Here is a 22,151-nt window from a genome sequence, read left to right as displayed (position 1 = left end):
TGTCATGTGCCCTGACCTGCGGAAACGTTCCGCAGGTCAGGAGGCCCGGGGCGTCGGCCGCCGTGCGGGCGGGAGGCCTCGTCAGCCGCTGTGGTGCAGCCGCCAGCCCGCCCACGCCGACTCGACCATCTCCCGCACCCCGCGCCGGGCCCGCCAGCCCAGCACCTGCGCGGCCCGCTCGGCCGAGGCCACCGCGCGCGGCGCGTCGCCGGGGCGGCGGCCCTCCACCACGGGCGCCCGGCGGTCCCCGGTGACCTCCCCGATGACCGAGATCAGCTCGCGCACCGAGACGCCCTCGCCCCGGCCGATGTTCAGCGTCAGATCGCCGGTGATGTCCCCGGCGGCCAGCCGCCGCGCCGCCGCCAGGTGGGCGTCGGCGAGGTCGGCGACATGGATGTAGTCCCTGACGCAGGTGCCGTCCGGGGTCGGGTAGTCGTCACCGAAGATGCGCGGGGCCTCGTCCCGGGTGAGCCGGTCGAAGACCATCGGCACGATGTTGAACACGCCCGTGTCCGCCAGCTCCGGCGCCGCGGCGCCCGCCACGTTGAAATAGCGCAGACATACGGTGGAGATCCCGTGTGCCCGGCCCGCCGCCCGCACCAGCCACTCCCCGGCCAGCTTGGTCTCGCCGTACGGGTTCACCGGGGCGCACGGGGTGTCCTCGGTGATCAGGTCCACGTCCGGGTTGCCGTACACCGCAGCCGACGAGGAGAACAGCAGCCGTCCGATGCCCGCCTCGGCCACCGCGTCCAGGAGGGTGGCCAGGCCGCCGACGTTCTCCCGGTAGTAGCGGGTGGGCTGGGCCACCGACTCCGCGACCTGCTTGCGCGCCGCGAGATGGACGACGCCCGTCACGCCGTACTCCGCGAAGACCCGCTTCAGCAGTGCCCCGTCCAGCGTCGAGCCGTGCACGAGCGGCACCTCGGCCGGGAGCCGCGCGGGCACGGCGGCCGACAGGTCGTCCAGCGCCACGACGCTCTCCCCGGCGCCCGCCATGGCCCGTGCCACGTGCGCCCCGATGAATCCGGCTCCGCCGGTGATCAGCCACGTCATGGTCGTCCACCCTATGCCGAGTCGCTCCGGTGTCCCGGTTGCCCGGGTCTGCCCCATGGGTTTGTGGGCCGGGCCCCGGATCCCCGATGATGATCGCGGCAAAGGTCCGGACAGCCCTCGGGGGCCGGGCCGTGAACGGCCGGTGAACACCGGCTCCGGCCCATCCGATAGCCTCTGCCGACATGCCGCCCGGGTGCCGCAGGCAGGGGCGCCCCACCATGCAGACGACCGGCGCCCGCGCGCCGGCACCCAGGGAGTGAGTTCGGTTGTCGACGGCCATCGTCACCGGTCAGCCGGTCCCCGGATCGTCACTGGAGCACGATCTGCGGTCCCTCGGCTTCGATGTGCGCGTGGCCGCCGACGCCGCCGAGACGGAGTCCCTGCTCGCCGCCGTACCGGCCGACCGGCGCGTGGCCCTGGTCGACGCCCGCTTCGTCGGCCACCTCCACGCGCTGCGCCTCGGCCTGACCGACCCGCGCTTCCCGCTCGCCGCCGTGCCCGGCGCCGTCACCGCCCAGCCCGCCGCCCGGCAGGCCCTCACCCGGGCCGTGGCCCGCGAGACCTCCGCCGACGGCGGTACCGCCGGGACCGGCGGGGCCCCCGCGCTCGCCGTGGACAGCCTCGCCGACCGCATCGCCACCGCCCTGGAGGCCGACGGCGGCGCGGTGCACCGGCCGGAGCTGGGCAGCCTGGTCGCCACGGTGCCGGACGACCCGCAGGCCCGCAACGAGGCCCGGCAGGCCGTCGCCTCCGTGGACGACGAGGCCGTACGCCTGAAGTCGGCCGTGAAGTCCCGCGACGGGTTCTTCACCACGTTCTTCATCAGCCCCTACTCGCGCTACATCGCCCGCTGGTGCGCGCGCCGCGGCCTGACCCCGAACCAGGTCACCACGGCCTCGCTGCTCACCGCGCTGATCGCGGCCGGCTGCGCGGCCACCGGCACCCGCGGCGGGTTCGTCGCGGCCGGTGTGCTGCTGATCGCCTCCTTCGTCCTGGACTGCACCGACGGCCAGCTCGCCCGCTACGCCCTGAAGTACTCCACCCTCGGCGCCTGGCTCGACGCCACCTTCGACCGGGCCAAGGAGTACGCCTACTACGCCGGTCTCGCGCTCGGCGCGGCCCGCGGCGGCGACGACGTGTGGGCCCTCGCCCTCGGCGCGATGATCCTGCAGACCTGCCGGCACGTGGTCGACTTCTCCTTCAACGAGGCCAACCACGACGCCACCGCCAACACCAGCCCCACCGCCGCCCTCTCCGACAAGCTCGACAGCGTCGGCTGGACGGTCTGGGTGCGCCGCATGATCGTGCTGCCGATCGGCGAGCGCTGGGCGATGATCGCGGTCCTCACCGCGGCCACCACCCCCCGGATCACCTTCTACGTCCTGCTCGCCGGCTGTGCCTTCGCCGCGACCTACACCACGGCGGGCCGGGTACTGCGCTCCCTGACCCGCAAGGCGCAGCGGACCGACCGCGCGGCCGGGGCCCTGGCCGACCTGGCGGACAACGGTCCGCTCGCCCAGGCGCTGAGCCGCGTCGCGATTCCTCTGCGCACCCCGGTGGTCTCGGCGCTGATGGGCACCGCCGCGGTGCTCCTCACCGCCTGCTTCGCCCCCTACGGCAGCCGGCTGCCCGTCCTGGGCGCCGTGTTCTACGTCGCCTTCTCCGCGCTCGCCCTCACCGCCGCCCGCCCCCTCAAGGGCGCCCTCGACTGGCTGGTCCCGCCCTTCTTCCGGGCCGCCGAGTACGGCACCGTGCTCGCCCTGGCGAGCAAAGCGGGCGTGAACGGGGCCCTTCCTGCGGCTTTCGGCCTGGTGGCGGCCGTCGCCTACCATCACTACGACACGGTGTACCGCATCCGCGGCAACGCCGGAGCGCCTCCGGCCTGGCTGGTGCTCGCCATCGGGGGGCACGAGGGGCGGACGCTGCTCGTCACCGTCCTGGCCGCGGTGCTCACCGCTTCGCAGTTCAAGGCCGCGCTCACGGTCCTCGCCGTGGCCGTCGCCCTGCTGGTGCTCGTGGAGAGCATCCGCTTCTGGGTGTCCGCTGGGGCGCCCGCCGTACACGACGAAGGAGAACCCGCATGATCGGCCTCGTGCTGGCGGCCGGCGCCGGACGGCGTCTGCGCCCCTACACCGACAGCCTTCCCAAGGCGCTGGTGCCGGTGGGGCCCGCGGGCATAGAGGGCGAACCGACGGTTCTGGACCTGACGCTCGGCAACTTCGCCGAGATCGGGCTGACCGAGGTCGCGATCATCGTCGGCTACCGCAAGGAGGCCGTGTACGAGCGCAAGGCGGCCCTGGAGCAGAAGTACGGCCTGAAGCTCACCCTCATCGACAACGACAAGGCCGAGGAGTGGAACAACGCCTACTCGCTGTGGTGCGGCCGTGACGCCCTCAAGGACGGTGTGATCCTCGCCAACGGCGACACCGTGCACCCGGTCTCCGTCGAGAAGACCCTGCTCGCCGCCCGCGGCGACGGCAAGAAGATCATCCTCGCGCTGGACACGGTGAAGAACCTGGCCGACGAGGAGATGAAGGTCGTCGTGGACCCCGAGAAGGGCATGACGAAGATCACCAAGCTGATGGACCCGGCCGAGGCGACCGGCGAGTACATCGGCGTCACCCTGATCGAGGGCGACGCCGCGCCCGAGCTGGCCGACGCGCTGAAGACGGTCTGGGAGACCGACCCGCAGCAGTTCTACGAGCACGGCTACCAGGAGCTGGTCAACCGCGGCTTCCGTATCGACGTGGCCCCGATCGGCGACGTCAAGTGGGTGGAGATCGACAACCACGACGATCTCGCCCGCGGACGGGAGATCGCGTGCCAGTACTGACCCGGCTGATTCCCTCGCCGGTCGTCGTGGACATCCGCCCGGGTGCCCTGGACGACCTGGCCTCGGTCCTCGCCGACGAGCGCGTCTCGCAGTCCGGCAAGCTCGCCATCGCCGTCAGCGGCGGCTCCGGCGCCCGGCTGCGCGAGCGGATCGCGCCCACCCTGCCCGGCGCCACCTGGTACGAGGTCGGCGGCGGCACCATCGACGACGCGGTGCGGCTGGCGAGCGACATAAAGGCCGGCCACTTCGACGCGGTCGTCGGCCTCGGCGGCGGGAAGATCATCGACTGCGCCAAGTTCGCGGCGGCCCGGGTCGGCCTGCCGCTGGTCGCCGTCGCCACCAACCTCGCCCACGACGGCCTGTGCTCACCGGTCGCGACCCTCGACAACGACGCGGGCCGCGGCTCGTACGGCGTGCCCAACCCGATCGCGGTCATCATCGACCTCGACGTGATCCGCGAGGCACCCGTCCGGTTCGTCCGCTCCGGCATCGGCGACGCCATCTCCAACATCTCCGCCGTCGCGGACTGGGAGCTGGCGGGCCGGGTCAACGGCGAGAAGATCGACGGCCTGGCCGCCGCCATGGCCCGCCAGGCCGGCGAGGCGGTGCTCCGGCACCCCGGCGGAGTCGGTGACGACGGCTTCCTCCAGGTGCTGGCCGAGGCGCTGGTCCTCACCGGGATCGCGATGTCCGTGTCGGGCGACTCCCGCCCGTCCTCCGGCGCCTGCCACGAGATCAACCACGCCTTCGACCTGCTCTACCCCAAGCGCGCCGCGGCCCACGGCGAGCAGTGCGGCCTCGGCGCCGCCTTCGCGATGTACCTGCGCGGCGCCCACGAGGAGTCGGCGTACATGGCCGAGGTGCTGCGCCGGCACGGGCTCCCGGTCACCCCGGACGAGATCGGTTTCACGCTGGACGAGTTCGTCCGCGCGGTGGAGTTCGCCCCGGAGACCCGGCCCGGCCGCTACACGATCCTCGAACACCTCGACCTCAAGACGAACCAGATCAAGGACATCTACGCCGACTATGTCAAGGCCATCGGTAGCTGAACTCCGTCCGGTCGTCCACCCCGCGGGGGTGAAGGACCGGCGCAGCGGTGAGCACTGGGCGGGACGCCTCTACATGCGCGAGGTGTCCCTGCGCGTCGACCGCTACCTGGTGAACACCAGGGTCACGCCCAACCAGCTCACGTACCTGATGACCGTCTGCGGTGTGCTCGCGGCCCCGGCCCTGCTGGTGCCGGGGATCGCGGGCGCCGTGCTCGGCGTGGTCGCCACCCAGCTGTACCTGCTGCTGGACTGCGTCGACGGCGAGATCGCCCGCTGGAAGAAGCAGTACTCGCTCGGCGGGGTCTACCTGGACCGCGTCGGCGCCTACCTGACCGACGCGGCCGTCCTCGTGGGCCTCGGCCTGCGCGCCGCCGACCTGTGGGGCACCGGCCGCATCGACTGGCTGTGGGCCTTCCTCGGCACGCTCGCCGCGCTCGGCGCCATCCTCATCAAGGCCGAGACCGACCTGGTCGGCGTCGCCCGGCACCAGACCGGCAAGCCCCCGGTGCAGGAGGCCGCCTCCGAGCCGCGCTCCTCCGGCATGGCGCTGGCCCGGCGGGCCGCGTCGGCGCTGAAGTTCCACCGGCTGATCCTCGGCATCGAGGCCTCGCTGCTCATCGTGGTCCTCGCGATCGTGGACCAGGCCCGCGGCGACCTGTTCTTCACCCGCCTCGGCACGGCCGTCCTCGCCGGCATCGCGATGCTGCAGACCCTGCTGCACCTGGTGTCCATCCTCGCCTCCAGCAGGCTGAAGTGAGCACGCCCATGAAGGTCGGCGCCGTCATCATCACCATGGGCAACCGGCCCGAGGAGCTGCGGGCCCTGCTCGACTCCGTCGCCAAGCAGGACGGCGACCCGGTCGAGGTGGTCGTCGTCGGCAACGGCTCGCCCGTCCCGGACGTGCCGGACGGCGTGCGCACCATAGAGCTGCCCGAGAACCTGGGCATCCCCGGCGGGCGCAACGTCGGCATAGAGGCCTTCGGGCCCGGCGGCCGCGAAGTCGACATACTGCTCTTCCTCGACGACGACGGCCTGCTCGCCCGGCACGACACCGCCGAGCTGTGCCGCCAGGCCTTCGCCGCCGACCCCGAGCTGGGCATCATCAGCTTCCGCATCGCCGACCCCGACACCGGTGAGACCCAGCGCCGGCACGTGCCCCGGCTGCGCGCCTCCGACCCGATGCGTTCCTCCCGGGTCACCACCTTCCTCGGCGGCGCCAACGCCGTCCGCACCCGCGTCTTCGCCGAGGTCGGCGGGCTCCCGGACGAGTTCTTCTACGCGCACGAGGAGACCGACCTGGCCTGGCGGGCCCTCGACGCGGGCTGGATGATCGACTACCGGTCCGACATGGTGCTGTACCACCCGACGACCGCGCCCTCGCGGCACGCCGTCTACCACCGCATGGTCGCCCGCAACCGCGTCTGGCTCGCCCGCCGCAACCTCCCCGCCCTCCTGGTCCCGGTCTACCTCGGGGTCTGGCTGCTGCTCACCCTGCTCCGCCGCCCCTCGCGGCCGGCCCTGAAGGCCTGGTTCGGCGGCTTCCGGGAGGGCTGGACCACCCCCTGCGGTCCCCGCCGCCCGATGCGCTGGCGTACCGTGTGGCGACTCACCCGACTGGGCCGTCCCCCGGTCATCTGACAAGCTCGTCCCTGAGCGCCCGTGCGCCCGCGCCCGGGCGCACCGGACGACGAACTCGAACGCGAACCCGAAGACGAAAGTTTCCACCTGTGAGTGAGACCACGCACGACGGCACGGTCGCGGTGACCGCGGCCCCGTCGCCCGACGAGGGACTGACGGCGGCCGAGCTGGCCGCCAAGTACGGGCTCTCCGTGAGCGGCGCCCGGCCCTCGCTCGTGGAGTACGTCCGTCAGCTCTGGGGGCGCCGCCACTTCATCGTCGCCTTCTCCCAGGCGAAGCTGACCGCGCAGTACAGCCAGGCCAAGCTGGGCCAGCTCTGGCAGGTGGCCACACCGCTGCTGAACGCGGCCGTGTACTTCTTCATCTTCGGGCTGATCCTGCACGCCAGCCGGGGCATGTCCCGGGACGTCTACATCCCGTTCCTGGTGACCGGCGTCTTCGTGTTCACCTTCACCCAGAGTTCGGTGATGTCCGGCGTCCGCGCGATCTCCGGCAACCTCGGCCTGGTGCGCGCCCTGCACTTCCCGCGCGCCTCGCTGCCGATCTCCTTCTCGCTCCAGCAGCTCCAGCAGCTGCTGTTCTCGATGATCGTGCTGTTCGTCGTGGCGATCGGCTTCGGCAGCTACCCGAGTCTGTCCTGGCTGCTGATCGTGCCGGTGCTGGCGCTGCAGTTCCTGTTCAACACCGGGCTCGCGCTGATCATGGCCCGTGCCGGCGCGAAGACCCCGGACCTGGCCCAGCTCATGCCGTTCGTGATGCGTACGTGGATGTACGCGTCCGGTGTGATGTTCTCCATCCCGGTCATGCTGGAGGACAAGCCGCAGTGGATCGCGACGGTCCTGCAGTGGAACCCGGCCGCGATCTACATGGACCTGATGCGCTTCGCCCTGATCGACGGCTACGGTTCGAAGAACCTGCCGGACCACGTCTGGGCCGCGGCCGGCGGCTGGGCCGTGCTCTTCGCCGTGGGCGGTTTCGTGTACTTCTGGAAGGCGGAGGAGCGGTACGGCCGTGGCTGAGCAGAACACCCAGGATCGCCGTCCGACGGTCATCGCGGACGACCTGCACATCGTCTACCGGGTCAACGGCGCCAAGACCGGCAAGGGCAGCGCGACGGCGGCCCTGAGCCGGATCCTCAAGCGCGGCTCCGACGACGCGGCGCGCGGGGTGCGCAAGGTGCACGCCGTGCGCGGCGTGTCCTTCGTCGCCTACCGCGGCGAGGCCATCGGCCTGATCGGCTCCAACGGCTCCGGCAAGTCCACCCTGCTGCGCGCCATCGCCGGCCTGCTGCCCGCGGAGAAGGGCAAGGTCTACACCGACGGCCAGCCGTCCCTGCTGGGCGTGAACGCGGCTCTGATGAACGACCTGACGGGGGAGCGGAACGTCATCCTGGGCGGTCTGGCCATGGGGATGTCCCGGGAGCAGATCAAGGAGCGCTACCAGGACATCGTGGACTTCTCGGGTATCAACGAGAAGGGCGACTTCATCACCCTGCCGATGCGCACCTACTCCTCGGGTATGGCGGCGCGCCTGCGCTTCTCCATCGCCGCCGCCAAGGACCACGACGTCCTCATGATCGACGAGGCGCTGGCCACCGGTGACCGCAAGTTCCAGAAGCGCTCCGAGGAACGCATCCGGGAACTGCGCAAGGAAGCCGGAACGGTCTTCCTGGTCAGTCACAACAACAAGTCCATCCGCGACACCTGCAACCGGGTGCTGTGGCTGGAACGCGGTGAACTGCGCATGGACGGACCCACCGACGAGGTCCTGAAGGAGTACGAGAAGTTCACGGGCAAGTGACCCGTTTCGGCCAGGGCCCCGTCGGAATGCGTCCGGCGGGGCCCTGCGTCTGCAAAGGAAACGCCAACTCGGCCTGGCATTAGGAATCTTGGAGCCAATCGGTGTGTTGTTGTGATGTGCAGGACACCCCGACGGTCGGTGCAGCGTTGTACAACGTAAGCTGTACCGGTGCCGGAAACCGGCAAGTGGGGCGATAATGCGCGACACCCTGCGGCAGGGCGCCCCCCGCGCGGCGCGGGGCGGCGTGTCCGAAATAGTGTGTATTCGGTCGGCAGTGTAGAACGGGAGATGTGACGGCAATGGCTACGGAGACTCCCCTGCTCAGCGCAGCATGTGCCGTCCCCGCCCCGGGCAGCGCCCGATGACGGCCACCGGCACGGCGCCCGACCTGGAACGCGCCACGCTGGACAAGGCCGCGAGCGAGAACTTCCCGGTGGCCCCCTTCTTCCTGCCGCGGGCCTGGCGCGACGACCTCATGGCCGTCTACGGCTTCGCCCGCCTCGTGGACGACATCGGCGACGGCGACCTCGCCCCCGGCGGCGCCGACGCCCGGCTGCTCGGCGTGTCGCCCGCCGCGGCCGAGGACCGGCTGGCCCTCCTCGACGCCTTCGAGGCCGATCTGCGCCGCGTCTTCGGCGGCACCCCGCGCCACCCGCTGCTGCGCCGCCTGCAGCCCACCGTCCGCCGCCGCGGCCTCACCCCCGAGCCGTTCCTCGGGCTGATCGCCGCCAACCGCCAGGACCAGCTCGTCACCCGGTACGAGACCTACGACGACCTCCTGGCCTACTGCGAACTGTCCGCCAACCCCGTCGGCCGCCTCGTGCTCGCCGTCACCGGCACCTCCACCCCCGAGCGGATCCGGCTCTCCGACGCGATCTGCACGGCGCTGCAGATCGTGGAGCACCTCCAGGACGTCGCCGAGGACCTCGGCCGCGACCGGATCTACCTCCCCGCCGAGGACATGAAGCGCTTCCACGTCCAGGAGGCGGACCTCGCCGCGAAAACCGCGGGCGCATCGGTGCGCGCCCTGGTTGCATACGAAGCACAACGCGCCCGCGGTCTGCTGAATGAAGGCGCCCCCCTGGTGGGTAGCGTCCACGGCAGGCTGAAACTGCTGCTCGCGGGGTTCGTGGCGGGGGGAAGGGCGGCGATCCGGGCGATCGCCGCCGCCGAATACGACGTACTTCCCGGCCCGCCCAGACCCGGCAAGGTCCAGTTGCTGCGTGAGGCGGGCGTGATCCTGCGAGGAGAGAGGTGATCCGGACCGTGGAGTCTGCGCCGCACGTGTCCGCGCCGGTACTCGCCGCCTACAGCTACTGCGAGGCCGTCACCGGGCAGCAGGCCCGTAACTTCGCGTACGGCATCCGGCTGCTGCCGACGGCCAAGCGCCGCGCCATGTCGGCGCTGTACGCGTTCTCCCGGCGCGTGGACGACATCGGCGACGGCGACCTGGCCGGTGAGGTCAAGCTGGCGCGGCTGGAGGACACCCGGGCGCTGCTCGCCCGGATCCGGGACGGCGAGGTCGAGGAGGACGACACCGACCCGGTGGCCGTCGCCCTCAGCCATGCCGCGGACGCCTTCCCGATCCCGCTCGGCGGCCTGGACGAGCTGATCGACGGCGTCCAGATGGACGTGCGCGGCGAGACCTACGAGACCTGGGACGACCTCAAGGCGTACTGCCGGTGTGTCGCCGGTGCCATCGGCCGCCTCTCGCTCGGCGTGTTCGGCACCGAACCGGGAGCCCGTGGCGCCGAGCGCGCCGCCGAGTACGCCGACACGCTGGGCCTCGCCCTGCAGCTCACCAACATCCTCCGCGACGTCCGCGAGGACGCGGCCGGCGGCCGTACCTATCTGCCCGCCGACGACCTCGCCAAGTTCGGCTGCTCGACCGGCTTCAACGGGCCGACCCCGCCGGAGGGCTCCGACTTCGCCGGCCTCGTCCACTTCGAAGTACGGCGCGCCCGGGCCCTGTTCGCCGAGGGCTACCGGCTGCTGCCCATGCTCGACCGGCGCAGCGGTGCCTGTGTCGCCGCGATGGCCGGCATCTACCGCCGGCTGCTGGACCGCATCGAACGCGACCCGGAGGCCGTGCTGCGCGGCCGTGTCTCGCTGCCCGGCCACGAGAAGGCCTACGTCGCCGTGCGCGGCCTGTCCGGCCTCGACACCCGGCATGTCACCCGCCACGTCTCCCGACGCTCCGTCCGGAGGCGCGCCTGATGGACCCCACGGAACCGGACTGCGTGCGCGAGGCAACCCTCCACTGCGGCGTGGCGTCCCTGACGGCGAAGGCCGGGCGTGCACCGTTCAACCAGCATGCTCGGCACGCAGGGAAGGACGCACGATGAGCGAAGGCTCACCCCCCGCACCGCCCCGGTCCGGTACCCCGCGCACGGCCGGCCGTAGCGCGGTCGTGATCGGCGGCGGCCTCGCCGGGATCACCGCGGCACTCGCCCTCGCCGACGCCGGCGTCCGGGTCACCCTGCTCGAAGGCAGGCCCAGGCTGGGCGGCCTCGCCTTCTCCTTCCAGCGCGGCGAACTGACCGTCGACAACGGCCAGCACGTCTACCTGCGCTGCTGTACCGCCTACCGCTGGTTCCTCGACCGGATCGAGGGCGCGGCGCTGGCACCGCTGCAGGACCGCCTGGACGTACCCGTCGTCGACGTCGCCAAGCCCGAGGGGCGGCGGCTCGGCAGGCTGCGGCGCGACCCGCTGCCCGTCCCCCTCCACCTGGGGCGCAGCCTGGCCGCCTATCCGCACCTCTCGCTCGCCGAGCGCGCGGCCGTCGGGCGTGCCGCGCTCGCGCTGAAGGGGCTCGACCTCGCCGATCCGGCCCTGGACACGCAGGACTTCGGCAGCTGGCTGGCCGCGCACGGCCAGTCGGCGCGCGCTGTCGAGGCCCTGTGGGACCTGGTCGGGGTCGCCACCCTCAACGCGGTCGCGGGCGACGCCTCGCTGGGGCTCGCCGCGATGGTGTTCAAGACCGGTCTGCTGTCCGACCCGGGCGCGGCCGACATCGGCTGGGCCCGCGTCCCGCTGGGCGAACTGCACGACCGGCTGGCCCGCAAGGCGCTCGACTCCGCGGGCGTCCGTACCGAGGTCCGTACACGCGTCACCTCCGTCTCTACCAACGAGAACGGGACGTGGAGCGTTCAGGTTCCCGGCGAGCGCCTCGAAACCGACGCGGTCGTCCTCGCCGTGCCCCAGCGCGAGGCCCACGAGCTGCTGCCGCCCGGCGCCCTCGACGCGCCCGGCCGGCTGCTGGAGATCGGCACCGCGCCCATCCTCAACGTCCACGTCGTCTACGACCGCAAGGTGCTCGCGCGGCCCTTCTTCGCCGCCCTCGGCACCCCCGTGCAGTGGGTGTTCGACCGCACCCACGCCTCCGGGCTGCGCACGGGACAGTATCTGGCGCTGTCCCAGTCGGCCGCGCGGGACGAGATCGACACCCCGGTCGCCGACCTCCGCGCGCGCTACCTGCCCGAGCTGGAACGACTGATCCCGGGTACGCGCGCGGCCGAGGTGCTGGACTTCTTCGTGACCCGGGAGCGCACGGCGACGTTCGCCCCCGCCCCCGGCGTCGGGCGGCTGCGGCCCGGCGCCCGCACCAAAGCCCCCGGCCTGTACCTGGCCGGAGCGTGGACCGCCACCGGGTGGCCCGCGACCATGGAGAGTGCGGTCCGCAGTGGAGTGAGCGCGGCCGACGCCGCCCTCAGCGCCCTGGGCCGGCCCCGCCCCCGCCACCTCTTCGAGTTCGAGGAGGCGGCCTGATGCCCGATCGGCAGGCGGCACGCCCCCGCACCCCCGGTACCGCAACAAGAGGAGAGACTGTGCCCACTGTGCCCCCGGCCTCGACGCCCGCTCCACGGGCCGCGGTGGACGTGACCGCGCTGCTGGAGCGCGGACGGACCCTGGCCACACCGGTGCTGCGCGCGGCCGTCGACCGCCTGGCGCCTCCCATGGACACCGTCGCCGCCTACCACTTCGGCTGGATCGACGCCGCCGGCAACCCCGCCGACGGCGACGGCGGCAAGGCCGTCCGTCCCGCGCTCGCCGTGCTCTCCGCCGAGGTCACCGGCGCCGCACCCGAGGCGGGCGTCCCGGGCGCGGTCGCCGTCGAACTCGTGCACAACTTCTCGCTGCTGCACGACGACCTGATGGACGGCGACGAGCAGCGCCGGCACCGCGACACCGTCTGGAAGGTGCACGGCCCCGCCCAGGCCATCCTGGTCGGCGACGCCCTTTTCGCCCTCGCCAACGAGGTGCTGCTGGAACTAGGCACGGTCGAGGCCGGCCGCGCCACCCGCCGCCTGACCACGGCCACCCGCGCCCTGATCGACGGCCAGGCCCAGGACATCTCCTACGAGCACCGCGACCGGGTCAGCGTCGAGGAGTGCCTGGAGATGGAGGGCAACAAGACCGGCGCCCTGCTCGCCTGCGCCTCCTCCATCGGCGCCGTCCTCGGCGGCGCGGACGACGCCACCGCCGACGCGCTGGAACGGTACGGCTACCACCTCGGCCTCGCCTTCCAGGCCGTGGACGACCTGCTCGGCATCTGGGGCGACCCGGAGGCCACCGGCAAGCAGACCTGGAGCGACCTGCGCCAGCGCAAGAAGTCCCTGCCGGTGGTGGCCGCGCTCGCGGCCGGCGGCCCCGCCTCCGAGCGGCTCGGCGAGATCCTCGCCGCCGACGCCAAGAGCAGCGACTTCGAGAACTTCTCCGAGGCGGAGTTCGCGGCCCGCGCCGCTCTCATCGAGGAGGCCGGCGGCCGCGAGTGGACGGCCGCGGAAGCGCGCCGCCAGCACACCATCGCCATCGAAGCCCTCGACGCCGTCGACATGCCCGACCGGGTGCGGGACTCCTTCACGGCGCTCGCCGACTTCGTCGTCGTACGAAAGAGATGATCACTATTGGCTGGATAAGCCTCGCGTAGTCGCCGGCCGGTGTCGAAGGGTTCAGGACACCGGCCGACGGCGGACCCACAGCAGCACGACTCGCACGACTGCACGAAGGGGAAGCCATGACAGCGACGACCGACGGAAGCACCGGGGCGACCTTGCCGTCCCGCGCTGCCGCGGCCAGCGACACCACCCTCACCACCCCCGGGGCGGCCGGGGTACAAGAAGCCGCCGCACACGCCGCACGGCGCGCCACCGACTTCCTGCTCGCCAAGCAGGACACCCAGGGCTGGTGGAAGGGCGACCTGGAGACCAACGTCACCATGGACGCCGAAGATCTGCTGCTCCGTCAGTTCCTGGGCATTCTGGACGACAAGACGGCCCAGGCCGCCGCGAAGTTCATCCGCGGCGAGCAGCGCGAGGACGGCACCTGGGCCACCTTCTACGGCGGGCCCGGCGAACTGTCCACCACCATCGAGGCGTACGTCGCCCTGCGCCTGGCCGGCGACGCGCCCGACGCCCCCCACATGGCGAAGGCCTCCGCCTGGATCCGCGAGCGCGGCGGCATCGCCGCCGCCCGGGTCTTCACCCGGATCTGGCTCGCCCTGTTCGGCTGGTGGAAATGGGAGGACCTGCCCGAACTCCCCCCGGAGCTGATCTACTTCCCCACCTGGTTCCCGCTCAACATCTACAACTTCGGGTGCTGGGCACGGCAGACCATCGTGCCGCTCACCATCGTCTCCGCCAAGCGCCCGGTGCGTCCGGCCCCCTTCGCGCTGGACGAGCTGCACACCGACCCGGCCGACCCCAACCCGCCGCAGCCGCCCGCCCCGATGGCGAGCTGGGACGGGCTCTTCCAGCGGCTCGACAAGGTGGTCCGCGGCTACCGCAAGGTCGCGGTGCGCAGGCTCCGCAAGGCCGCGATGAACTCGGCCGCCCGCTGGATCATCGAACGGCAGGAGAACGACGGCTGCTGGGGCGGCATCCAGCCCCCGGCCGTGTACTCCGTCATCGCCCTGTACCTGCTCGGCTACGACCTTCAGCACCCGGTGCTGCGCGAGGGCCTCGCCTCGCTGGACCGTTTCGCCGTCTGGCGCGAGGACGGCGCCCGGATGATCGAGGCCTGCCAGTCCCCGGTGTGGGACACCTGCCTGGCCACCATCGCCCTCGTGGACGCCGGCCTGCCGGTGGACCATCCGCAACTGGTCAAGGCGGCCGACTGGATGCTCGGTGAGGAGATCGTCCGGCCCGGCGACTGGTCCGTACGCCGACCCGAACTTCCGCCCGGCGGCTGGGCGTTCGAGTTCCACAACGACAACTACCCGGACATCGACGACACCGCGGAGGTCGCCCTCGCGCTGCGCCGGGTCCGGCACCACGACCCGGAGCGGGTGGACAAGGCGATCGGACGAGCCGTCCGCTGGAACCTCGGCATGCAGTCGAAGAACGGCGCCTGGGGCGCCTTCGACGTCGACAACACCAGCCCGTTCCCCAACCGGCTGCCGTTCTGCGACTTCGGCGAGGTCATCGACCCGCCGTCCGCGGACGTCACCGCGCACGTGGTGGAGATGCTCGCCGCCGAGGGCCTCGCCCACGACCCGCGCACCCGGCGCGGCATCGACTGGCTGCTCGCCGAACAGGAGCCGAACGGCTCGTGGTTCGGCCGCTGGGGCGTCAACTACATCTACGGCACCGGGTCGGTCGTCCCCGCGCTCACCGCGGCCGGACTGCCCGGTTCGCACCCGGCGATCCGGCGGGCCGTGGCCTGGCTGGAGAGCGTCCAGAACGACGACGGCGGCTGGGGCGAGGACCTGCGCTCCTACAAGTACGCCAAGGAGTGGAGCGGCCGTGGCGCCTCCACCGCCTCGCAGACCGCGTGGGCGCTGATGGCGCTGCTCGCGGCGGGCGAGAAGGACTCCAAGGCCGTCGAGCGCGGCGTCCAGTGGCTGGCCGAGACCCAGCGGGAGGACGGCTCCTGGGACGAGCCGTACTTCACCGGCACCGGCTTCCCCTGGGACTTTTCCATCAACTACCACCTGTACCGGCAGGTGTTCCCGCTCACCGCGCTCGGCCGGTACCTGCACGGGGACCCGTTCGAGCGCAAGCTGCTCAGCCGCAAACCCCACACCGAGGCGGGGGGAAGCCGAGCTTGAGCAACCAGCCCGCCCCGGCCCCGCTGCTGATCGCCTGCGCGCTCGGCATCGAGCACCTCGCCCTGCGCACCGGCGACCGCGGCGGTGCCGGCGGGCCGTACACCGTCGTCCGCACGGGCATGGGCCCGAAGGCGGCGGAACGCTCCGTCACCCGGCACCTGGCCGGTCCGGCGGCGGCCGACACGGCCGTGCTGGCCACCGGCTTCTGTGCCGGGCTCGCCCCCGGCATGCACCCCGGCGACCTGGTCGTCGCCGAGGAGACCCGGGACCCGCGCGGGACCGTCCCGTGCGTGGGCACCGAACTGCTGGTCAAGGAACTCGTGCGGCTGCTACCCGGACGCACGGTCCACACCGGCCCGCTCACCGGCTCCGACCACGTGGTCCGGGGTCCCGAGCGGTCCGATCTGCTCGCCACCGGCGCGATCGCGGTCGACATGGAGTCGGCGGCCACCCTGCTGGCCGCCGTCCGCTCGGGCGACCGCCCGGTCGCGGCCGTCCGGGTGGTCGTGGACGCTCCCGAACACGAACTCGTCCGGATCGGCACGGTGCGCGGTGGAATATCAGCCTTCCGCGTTCTTCGTTCCATCCTTCCCGCATTTTTCGAATGGCACCGTTCTTTGCTGCTCCCTCGGAGGTGAGCCAGATGGCCATGCCGTTGCGCCAGTCCATCAAGGTCGCTACATACCTGGCTGAACAGAAGCTCCGCAAGCGGGACAAGTTCCCGCTCATCGTGGAATTGGAACCGCTGTTCGCCTGCAATCTGAAGTGCGAGGGCTGCGGCAAGATCCAGCACCCGGCCGGGGTGCTCAAGCAGCGCATGCCGGTCGCCCAGGCGGTGGGCGCGGTGCTGGAGTCCGGTGCGCCGATGGTCTCCATCGCCGGCGGTGAGCCGCTGATGCACCCTCAGATCGACGAGATCGTGCGGCAGTTGGTGGCCAGGAAGAAGTACGTCTTCCTGTGCACCAACGCGATGCTGCTGCGCAAGAAGATGGACAAGTTCAAGCCCTCGCCGTATTTCGCCTTCGCCGTGCACATCGACGGACTGCGTGAGCGGCACGACGAGTCCGTGGCGAAGGAGGGCGTGTTCGACGAGGCGGTGGAGGCCATCAAGGAGGCCAAGCGGCGCGGCTTCCGGGTGACCACCAACTCCACCTTCTTCAACACCGACACCCCGCAGACCATCATCGAGGTGCTCAACTTCCTCAACGACGACCTCAAGGTCGACGAGATGATGATCTCGCCCGCCTACGCCTACGAGAAGGCGCCCGACCAGGACCACTTCCTCGGTGTCGAGCAGACCCGCGAGCTGTTCAAGAAGGCCTTCGCGGGCGGCAACCGCAAGAAGTGGCGGCTGAACCACTCCCCGCTCTTCCTGGACTTCCTGGAGGGCAAGGTCGACTTCCCGTGCACCGCGTGGGCGATCCCGAACTACTCGCTCTTCGGCTGGCAGCGCCCCTGCTACCTGATGAGCGACGGGTACGTGCCGACGTACCGTGAACTGGTCGAGGAGACCGACTGGGACAAGTACGGCCGCGGCAAGGACCCGCGCTGCGACAACTGCATGGCGCACTGCGGCTACGAGCCGACCGCCGTCCTCGCCACCATGGGCTCCCTGAAGGAGTCCCTGCGGGCGATGCGCGAGACCGTCTCCGGGAACCGGGAGTGACGCGATGACCGCCGTCCCCTTGGGCGTTCCCGAGGTACCGGCCCGTCCGGTCGCGCCGCGGCGGAAGTCGCGGCAGATCCACGTCGGGCCGGTGGCGGTCGGGGGCGGGGCCCCGGTGTCGGTGCAGTCGATGACGACGACCCGTACGTCCGACATCGGCGCCACCCTGCAGCAGATCGCGGAACTCACCGCGTCCGGCTGCCAGATCGTCCGCGTCGCCTGCCCCACGCAGGACGACGCGGACGCCCTCGCGACCATCGCCCGCAAGTCGCAGATCCCGGTGATCGCGGACATCCACTTCCAGCCGAAGTACGTGTTCGCGGCCATCGAGGCCGGCTGTGCCGCGGTCCGCGTGAACCCCGGCAACATCAAGAAGTTCGACGACCAGGTGAAGGAGATCGCGGGGGCCGCCAAGGACCACGGCACCCCGATCCGGATCGGCGTCAACGCCGGCTCCCTCGACCGCCGCCTGCTCCAGAAGTACGGCAAGGCGACGCCCGAGGCGCTGGTCGAGAGCGCCCTGTGGGAGGCCTCCCTCTTCGAGGAGCACGGCTTCCGGGACATCAAGATCTCGGTCAAGCACAACGACCCGGTCGTGATGATCGAGGCCTACCGCCAGCTCGCCGAGCAGTGCGACTACCCCCTCCACCTGGGGGTCACGGAGGCCGGCCCGGCGTTCCAGGGGACGATCAAGTCGGCGGTGGCCTTCGGGGCGTTGCTCTCGCGCGGCATCGGGGACACCATCCGCGTGTCGCTGAGCGCGCCGCCCGCCGAGGAGGTCAAGGTCGGCATCCAGATCCTTCAGTCCCTGGGGCTGCGGCAGCGGCGCCTGGAGATCGTCTCCTGCCCGTCCTGCGGCCGGGCCCAGGTGGACGTCTACAAGCTAGCCGAGGAGGTCACCGCGGGCCTGGACGGCATGGAAGTGCCGCTCAGGGTCGCGGTGATGGGGTGCGTGGTCAACGGTCCGGGGGAGGCCCGGGAGGCCGACCTCGGGGTTGCCTCGGGCAACGGCAAGGGGCAGATCTTCGTCAAGGGCGAGGTCGTCAAGACCGTTCCCGAGTCGAAGATCGTGGAGACCCTCATCGAGGAGGCCATGAAGATCGCCGAGCGGACGAGCCCCGCAGACAGTTGAGTTGAGGCAGAGGCACGGACCGAGAGGGGGCCCGAGCGTGACCATTCTGGAGAACATCCGGGGACCACGCGACCTGAAGGCGCTGTCCGAGGCGGAACTCGGTGAACTGTCCGAGGAGATACGTGAGTTCCTGGTGCACGCGGTGTCGAGGACCGGCGGTCACCTCGGCCCCAACCTGGGCGTGGTGGAACTGACCGTCGCGCTCCACCGGGTCTTCGAGTCACCGGTCGACCGCATCCTGTGGGACACCGGCCACCAGAGCTACGTGCACAAGCTGCTGACCGGCCGTCAGGACTTCTCCAAGCTGCGCGGCAAGGGCGGACTGTCCGGCTACCCCTCGCGTGAGGAGTCCGAGCACGACGTCATCGAGAACAGCCACGCCTCCACCGCGCTCGGCTGGGCCGACGGCCTCGCCAAGGCCCACCAGGTGCAGGGGAAGAAGGGCCATGTGGTCGCGGTCATCGGCGACGGGGCGCTGACCGGCGGCATGGCCTGGGAGGCGCTCAACAACATCGCCGCGGCGAGGGACCGGCCGCTGATCATCGTCGTCAACGACAACGAGCGCTCCTACGCCCCCACGATCGGCGGCCTCGCCAACCACCTATCCACGCTGCGCACCACCGACGGCTACGAGAAGGTCCTCGCCTGGGGCAAGGAGGTGCTCCAGCGCACCCCGGTCGTCGGCAGCACGCTCTACGAGTCCCTGCACGGCGCGAAGAAGGGCTTCAAGGACGCCTTCGCCCCGCAGGGCATGTTCGAGGACCTGGGCCTGAAGTACCTCGGCCCGATCGACGGCCACGACATCAAGGCCGTCGAGTCCGCGCTGCGCCGCGCGAAACGCTTCCACGGCCCCGTCCTGGTCCACTGCCTCACCGAGAAGGGCCGCGGCTACGAGCCCGCGCTCGCGCACGAGGAGGACCACTTCCACACCGTCGGCGTGATGGACCCGCTCACCTGCGAGCCGCTCGCCCCGCCCAGCGGGCCCTCCTGGACCTCGGTGTTCGGCGAGGAGATCGTGCGGATCGGCGAGGAACGCGAGGACGTCGTGGCGATCACGGCGGCCATGCTGCACCCGGTCGGTCTGGGCAAGTTCGCCGAGCGCTTCCCGGACCGGGTGTGGGACGTGGGCATCGCCGAGCAGCACGCGGCCGTCTCCGCGGCCGGTCTCGCCACCGGCGGGCTGCACCCGGTCGTCGCCGTCTACGCGACCTTCCTCAACCGGGCCTTCGACCAGCTGCTGATGGACGTCGCCCTGCACCGCTGCGGGGTGACCTTCGTCCTGGACCGGGCCGGAGTCACCGGCACCGACGGCGCCTCCCACAACGGCATGTGGGACATGTCCGTCCTCCAGGTCGTCCCCGGCCTCAGGATCGCCGCGCCGCGCGACGCCGACCAGCTGCGCGCCCAGCTGCGCGAGGCCGTCGCCGTGGACGACGCGCCCACCCTGGTCCGCTTCCCGAAGGAGACCGTCGGCCCGCGTATCCCGGCCGTCGACCGGGTGGGCGGCATGGACGTCCTGCACCGCGCGGAACGCCCCGAGGTGCTGCTGGTGGCCGTCGGCGTGATGGCCTCGGTGTGCCTCCAGGCCGCGGAGCTGCTTCAGGCCCGCGGGATCGGCTGCACGGTGGTGGACCCGCGCTGGGTCAAGCCCGTCGACCCCGAGCTGCCCGGTCTCGCGGCCGGACACCGGCTGGTGGCCGTGGTCGAGGACAACAGCCGGGCGGCGGGCGTCGGTTCGGCCGTGGCGCTGGCCCTCGGCGACGCCGACGTGGACGTGCCGGTACGGCGCTTCGGCATCCCCGAGCAGTTCCTCCCGCACGCCAAGCGCAGCGAGGTGCTGGCCGACATCGGCCTCACGCCCGTCGAGATCGCCGGACGGATCAGCGCGAGCCTGGCCGTCAAGGACGTGGACGGCACAGCCAAGGAGAGTGAATGACCACCGAGTTCGACCTCGGCGCCCTGCTCGCCGAGCGCGGAGCCGAACGCTACGAGCTGCACGCCAAGCACCTCAACCCGCAGCTCCCGCGCATGCTGCACACCATCGGCTTCGACAAGGTCTACGAGCGGGCCGAGGGAGCGCACTTCTACGACGCCGACGGCAACGACTACCTGGACATGCTCGCCGGGTTCGGGGTGATGGGCCTGGGCCGTCATCACCCGGTCGTCCGGAAGGCGCTGCACGACGTCCTGGACCTGGACCTCGCCGACCTCACCCGCTTCGACTGCCAGCCGCTGCCCGGCCTGCTCGCCGAGCGGCTCCTCGCCCACAGCCCTCACCTGGACCGGGTGTTCTTCGGCAACAGCGGCACCGAAGCGGTGGAGACGGCCCTGAAGTTCGCCCGGTACGCCACCGGCAAGCCGCGCGTCCTCTACTGCGACCACGCCTTCCACGGCCTGACCACCGGCTCCCTCTCGGTCAACGGCGAGCGCGGCTTCCGGGACGGCTTCGCCCCGCTGCTGCCCGACACCGCCGTACCGCTCGGCGATCTCGACGTGCTGGCCCGGGAGTTGATGAAGGGGGACGTGGCGGCGCTGATCGTGGAGCCGATCCAGGGCAAGGGCGTGCTCGAGGCGCCGCCCGGCTATCTGCGGGCCGCGCAGGAACTGCTGCACAAGCACAAGGCGCTGCTCATCGCCGACGAGGTGCAGACCGGCCTCGGCCGCACCGGCGACTTCTACGCCTACCAGCACGAGGACGGCGTCGAACCGGACCTGGTGTGCGTGGCCAAGGCGCTCTCCGGCGGCTATGTGCCGGTCGGCGCCACCCTCGGCAAGGAGTGGATCTTCAAGAAGGTCTACTCGTCCATGGACCGCGTGCTGGTGCACTCGGCGAGCTTCGGGTCCAACGCCCAGGCGATGGCGTGCGGTCTCGCCGTGCTGTCGGTCATGGAGAACGAGCAGATCGTCGCCGGCGTGCGCCGCACGGGTGAGCTGCTGAAGTCCCGGCTCACCGCGCTGATCGACACATACGAACTGCTCGCCGACGTCCGCGGCCGGGGCCTGATGATCGGCATCGAGTTCGGCAAGCCGTCCTCACTGAAGCTGCGCGGTCGCTGGACCATGCTCCAGGCGGCCCGCAAGGGCCTGTTCGCCCAGATGGTCGTCGTACCGCTGCTGCAGAAGCACCGGATCCTCACTCAGGTCTCCGGCGACCACCTGGAAGTGATCAAGCTGATTCCGCCGCTGATCGTCGACGAGGCCGACGTGAACCGGTTCGTGGACGCCTTCACCCAGGTGATGGACGACGCGCACAGCGGCGGCGGCCTGATGTGGGACTTCGGCAAGACCCTGATCAAGCAGGCGGTGGCGAACCGCTGAGGACGGGTCCCTAGGTGTATTGACCCGCAGCGTTGTTCACGCGGCTGATGGGCGGGCGTCCGCCGAGTGCGGTGGTTGTAGGTGTGGAGGAAGTCTGTCAGGGCTGCTGTCCGCTCGTCGTTCGAGAGGTAGGGCCGTTGGTAGGCCCATTCGTCCAGCAGGGTGCGGTTGAAGCGCTCGACCTTGCCGTTGGTCTGCGGCCGGTAGGGCCGGATCTTCTTGTGGGCGATGCCGGCCGCGGCCAGCGTCTGGGTGAACAGCTTGGACTTGTAGCAGGAGCCGTTGTCGGTCAGGACCCGCTCGACGGTCATGCCGTGGGCGGCGAAGAAGGCGTTTGCCCGAGTCCAGAAGCCGGCGGCGGTCTCCTTGCGTTCATCGGTGAGGACTTCGCTGTAGGCCAGGCGGGAGTGGTCGTCGACGGCGGAGTGGATGTAGCTGTAGCCGATCACCGGTGTGCTGCTTTTGCGCTGTTGGGTGGTGGTCTGGCGGTTACGGTCTCCGGCCGGCCGGCCCACCACGCGCCAGCCGCCGCCGTCGGGGATGTTGCCGAGTTTCTTGATGTCGACGTGGACCAGCTCGCCCGGCCGGGCCCGTTCGTAGCGGCGGACCGGCT

Annotated in this window: 19 protein-coding genes and 1 pseudogene; 18 read left to right on the top strand and 2 right to left on the bottom strand. The window is 71.3% G+C overall.

Going from position 1 to position 22,151, the window contains the following annotated elements:
- Window positions 1-81: 81 nt before the first annotated feature.
- Window positions 82-1,053, bottom strand: coding sequence for a UDP-glucose 4-epimerase GalE (gene galE / locus ACZ4U1_RS23745; protein WP_467905757.1), 972 nt, complete (start codon window positions 1,051-1,053; stop codon window positions 82-84).
- Window positions 1,054-1,319: 266 nt separating this feature from the next.
- Between galE and ACZ4U1_RS23740 the strand changes: the two genes are divergently transcribed.
- From ACZ4U1_RS23740 to ACZ4U1_RS23655, 18 genes are all read left to right on the top strand, one after another.
- Window positions 1,320-3,137 (top strand): DUF5941 domain-containing protein, encoded by a 1,818-nt coding sequence (locus ACZ4U1_RS23740; RefSeq protein WP_467905755.1) that lies wholly within the window; start codon window positions 1,320-1,322, stop codon window positions 3,135-3,137.
- On the top strand, window positions 3,134-3,886 hold the full coding sequence (locus tag ACZ4U1_RS23735) for a phosphocholine cytidylyltransferase family protein (RefSeq protein WP_467905753.1): 753 nt from the start codon (window positions 3,134-3,136) through the stop codon (window positions 3,884-3,886). The genes ACZ4U1_RS23740 and ACZ4U1_RS23735 overlap by 4 nt, the downstream gene beginning before the upstream one ends.
- Entirely contained in the window at window positions 3,874-4,935 is a 1,062-nt protein-coding gene (locus tag ACZ4U1_RS23730) for an iron-containing alcohol dehydrogenase family protein (RefSeq protein ID WP_467905752.1), read from the top strand. Before ACZ4U1_RS23735 ends, ACZ4U1_RS23730 begins: the two co-directional genes overlap by 13 nt.
- The gene (locus ACZ4U1_RS23725; RefSeq protein WP_467905750.1) at window positions 4,913-5,692 is read left to right on the top strand and encodes a CDP-alcohol phosphatidyltransferase family protein; all 780 of its coding nucleotides are present in this window, start codon (window positions 4,913-4,915) and stop codon (window positions 5,690-5,692) included. The genes ACZ4U1_RS23730 and ACZ4U1_RS23725 overlap by 23 nt, the downstream gene beginning before the upstream one ends.
- An 8-nt stretch (window positions 5,693-5,700) precedes the next feature.
- Complete coding sequence (locus ACZ4U1_RS23720; RefSeq protein ID WP_467906205.1) at window positions 5,701-6,573, top strand: glycosyltransferase family 2 protein; 873 nt, start codon at window positions 5,701-5,703, stop codon at window positions 6,571-6,573.
- Window positions 6,574-6,662: 89 nt separating this feature from the next.
- Entirely contained in the window at window positions 6,663-7,592 is a 930-nt protein-coding gene (locus tag ACZ4U1_RS23715) for an ABC transporter permease (protein WP_467905748.1), read from the top strand.
- Window positions 7,585-8,373, top strand: coding sequence for an ABC transporter ATP-binding protein (locus tag ACZ4U1_RS23710; RefSeq protein ID WP_467905747.1), 789 nt, complete (start codon window positions 7,585-7,587; stop codon window positions 8,371-8,373). Before ACZ4U1_RS23715 ends, ACZ4U1_RS23710 begins: the two co-directional genes overlap by 8 nt.
- A gap of 361 nt (window positions 8,374-8,734) precedes the next feature.
- Window positions 8,735-9,631: a squalene synthase HpnC gene (gene hpnC / locus ACZ4U1_RS23705; protein ID WP_467905746.1), complete on the top strand. Its 897-nt coding sequence runs from the start codon at window positions 8,735-8,737 to the stop codon at window positions 9,629-9,631.
- A complete protein-coding gene (hpnD, locus tag ACZ4U1_RS23700) occupies window positions 9,628-10,590 on the top strand; it encodes a presqualene diphosphate synthase HpnD (RefSeq protein WP_467905744.1) in 963 nt (320 codons plus the stop codon). Before hpnC ends, hpnD begins: the two co-directional genes overlap by 4 nt.
- On the top strand, window positions 10,590-10,718 hold the full coding sequence (locus ACZ4U1_RS23695) for a DUF6380 family protein (protein ID WP_467905743.1): 129 nt from the start codon (window positions 10,590-10,592) through the stop codon (window positions 10,716-10,718). The genes hpnD and ACZ4U1_RS23695 overlap by 1 nt, the downstream gene beginning before the upstream one ends.
- Window positions 10,715-12,142 carry a hydroxysqualene dehydroxylase HpnE gene (hpnE, locus tag ACZ4U1_RS23690; RefSeq protein ID WP_467905742.1) on the top strand — a complete coding sequence of 476 codons (1,428 nt, stop codon included), beginning with the start codon at window positions 10,715-10,717 and terminating at the stop codon, window positions 12,140-12,142. Before ACZ4U1_RS23695 ends, hpnE begins: the two co-directional genes overlap by 4 nt.
- The gene (locus ACZ4U1_RS23685; protein ID WP_467905741.1) at window positions 12,142-13,275 is read left to right on the top strand and encodes a polyprenyl synthetase family protein; all 1,134 of its coding nucleotides are present in this window, start codon (window positions 12,142-12,144) and stop codon (window positions 13,273-13,275) included. Before hpnE ends, ACZ4U1_RS23685 begins: the two co-directional genes overlap by 1 nt.
- A gap of 116 nt (window positions 13,276-13,391) precedes the next feature.
- Window positions 13,392-15,422, top strand: coding sequence for a squalene--hopene cyclase (shc, locus tag ACZ4U1_RS23680; RefSeq protein ID WP_467905739.1), 2,031 nt, complete (start codon window positions 13,392-13,394; stop codon window positions 15,420-15,422).
- The gene (locus ACZ4U1_RS23675) at window positions 15,419-16,060 is read left to right on the top strand and encodes a phosphorylase family protein (protein WP_467905738.1); all 642 of its coding nucleotides are present in this window, start codon (window positions 15,419-15,421) and stop codon (window positions 16,058-16,060) included. Before shc ends, ACZ4U1_RS23675 begins: the two co-directional genes overlap by 4 nt.
- A 5-nt stretch (window positions 16,061-16,065) precedes the next feature.
- Window positions 16,066-17,088 (top strand): adenosyl-hopene transferase HpnH, encoded by a 1,023-nt coding sequence (gene hpnH, locus ACZ4U1_RS23670; protein ID WP_467905737.1) that lies wholly within the window; start codon window positions 16,066-16,068, stop codon window positions 17,086-17,088.
- 4 nt (window positions 17,089-17,092) lie between these two features.
- Window positions 17,093-18,220, top strand: coding sequence for a flavodoxin-dependent (E)-4-hydroxy-3-methylbut-2-enyl-diphosphate synthase (gene ispG, locus ACZ4U1_RS23665; RefSeq protein WP_467905736.1), 1,128 nt, complete (start codon window positions 17,093-17,095; stop codon window positions 18,218-18,220).
- Window positions 18,221-18,257: 37 nt separating this feature from the next.
- Complete coding sequence (dxs, locus tag ACZ4U1_RS23660; RefSeq protein ID WP_467905734.1) at window positions 18,258-20,156, top strand: 1-deoxy-D-xylulose-5-phosphate synthase; 1,899 nt, start codon at window positions 18,258-18,260, stop codon at window positions 20,154-20,156.
- Entirely contained in the window at window positions 20,153-21,538 is a 1,386-nt protein-coding gene (locus tag ACZ4U1_RS23655; protein WP_467905733.1) for an aspartate aminotransferase family protein, read from the top strand. Before dxs ends, ACZ4U1_RS23655 begins: the two co-directional genes overlap by 4 nt.
- Window positions 21,539-21,548: 10 nt before the next feature.
- On the opposite strand, the pseudogene ACZ4U1_RS23650 reads toward ACZ4U1_RS23655, so the two are convergent.
- Window positions 21,549-22,151 (bottom strand): annotated as a pseudogene (locus ACZ4U1_RS23650) (DDE-type integrase/transposase/recombinase); the annotation flags it as partial.

The organism is Streptomyces sp. NPDC028928, from assembly GCF_055564915.1.
This window is presented reverse-complemented; position numbering and strand designations above follow the sequence as displayed.

What these genes read in the sequence shown, in the direction of transcription:
- hpnC (WP_467905746.1), top strand. Translation starts at nt 8,735, where the DNA reads ATGACGGCCACCGGCACGGCGCCCGACCTGGAACGCGCCACGCTGGAC.
- ACZ4U1_RS23735 (WP_467905753.1), top strand. Translation starts at nt 3,134, where the DNA reads ATGATCGGCCTCGTGCTGGCGGCCGGCGCCGGACGGCGTCTGCGCCCC.
- ACZ4U1_RS23725 (WP_467905750.1), top strand. Translation starts at nt 4,913, where the DNA reads ATGTCAAGGCCATCGGTAGCTGAACTCCGTCCGGTCGTCCACCCCGCG.
- ACZ4U1_RS23695 (WP_467905743.1), top strand. Translation starts at nt 10,590, where the DNA reads ATGGACCCCACGGAACCGGACTGCGTGCGCGAGGCAACCCTCCACTGC.
- hpnH (WP_467905737.1), top strand. Translation starts at nt 16,066, where the DNA reads ATGGCCATGCCGTTGCGCCAGTCCATCAAGGTCGCTACATACCTGGCT.
- ACZ4U1_RS23685 (WP_467905741.1), top strand. Translation starts at nt 12,142, where the DNA reads ATGCCCGATCGGCAGGCGGCACGCCCCCGCACCCCCGGTACCGCAACA.
- hpnE (WP_467905742.1), top strand. Translation starts at nt 10,715, where the DNA reads ATGAGCGAAGGCTCACCCCCCGCACCGCCCCGGTCCGGTACCCCGCGC.
- galE (WP_467905757.1), bottom strand. Translation starts at nt 1,053, where the DNA reads ATGACGTGGCTGATCACCGGCGGAGCCGGATTCATCGGGGCGCACGTG.
- ACZ4U1_RS23655 (WP_467905733.1), top strand. Translation starts at nt 20,153, where the DNA reads ATGACCACCGAGTTCGACCTCGGCGCCCTGCTCGCCGAGCGCGGAGCC.
- ispG (WP_467905736.1), top strand. Translation starts at nt 17,093, where the DNA reads ATGACCGCCGTCCCCTTGGGCGTTCCCGAGGTACCGGCCCGTCCGGTC.
- shc (WP_467905739.1), top strand. Translation starts at nt 13,392, where the DNA reads ATGACAGCGACGACCGACGGAAGCACCGGGGCGACCTTGCCGTCCCGC.
- ACZ4U1_RS23720 (WP_467906205.1), top strand. Translation starts at nt 5,701, where the DNA reads ATGAAGGTCGGCGCCGTCATCATCACCATGGGCAACCGGCCCGAGGAG.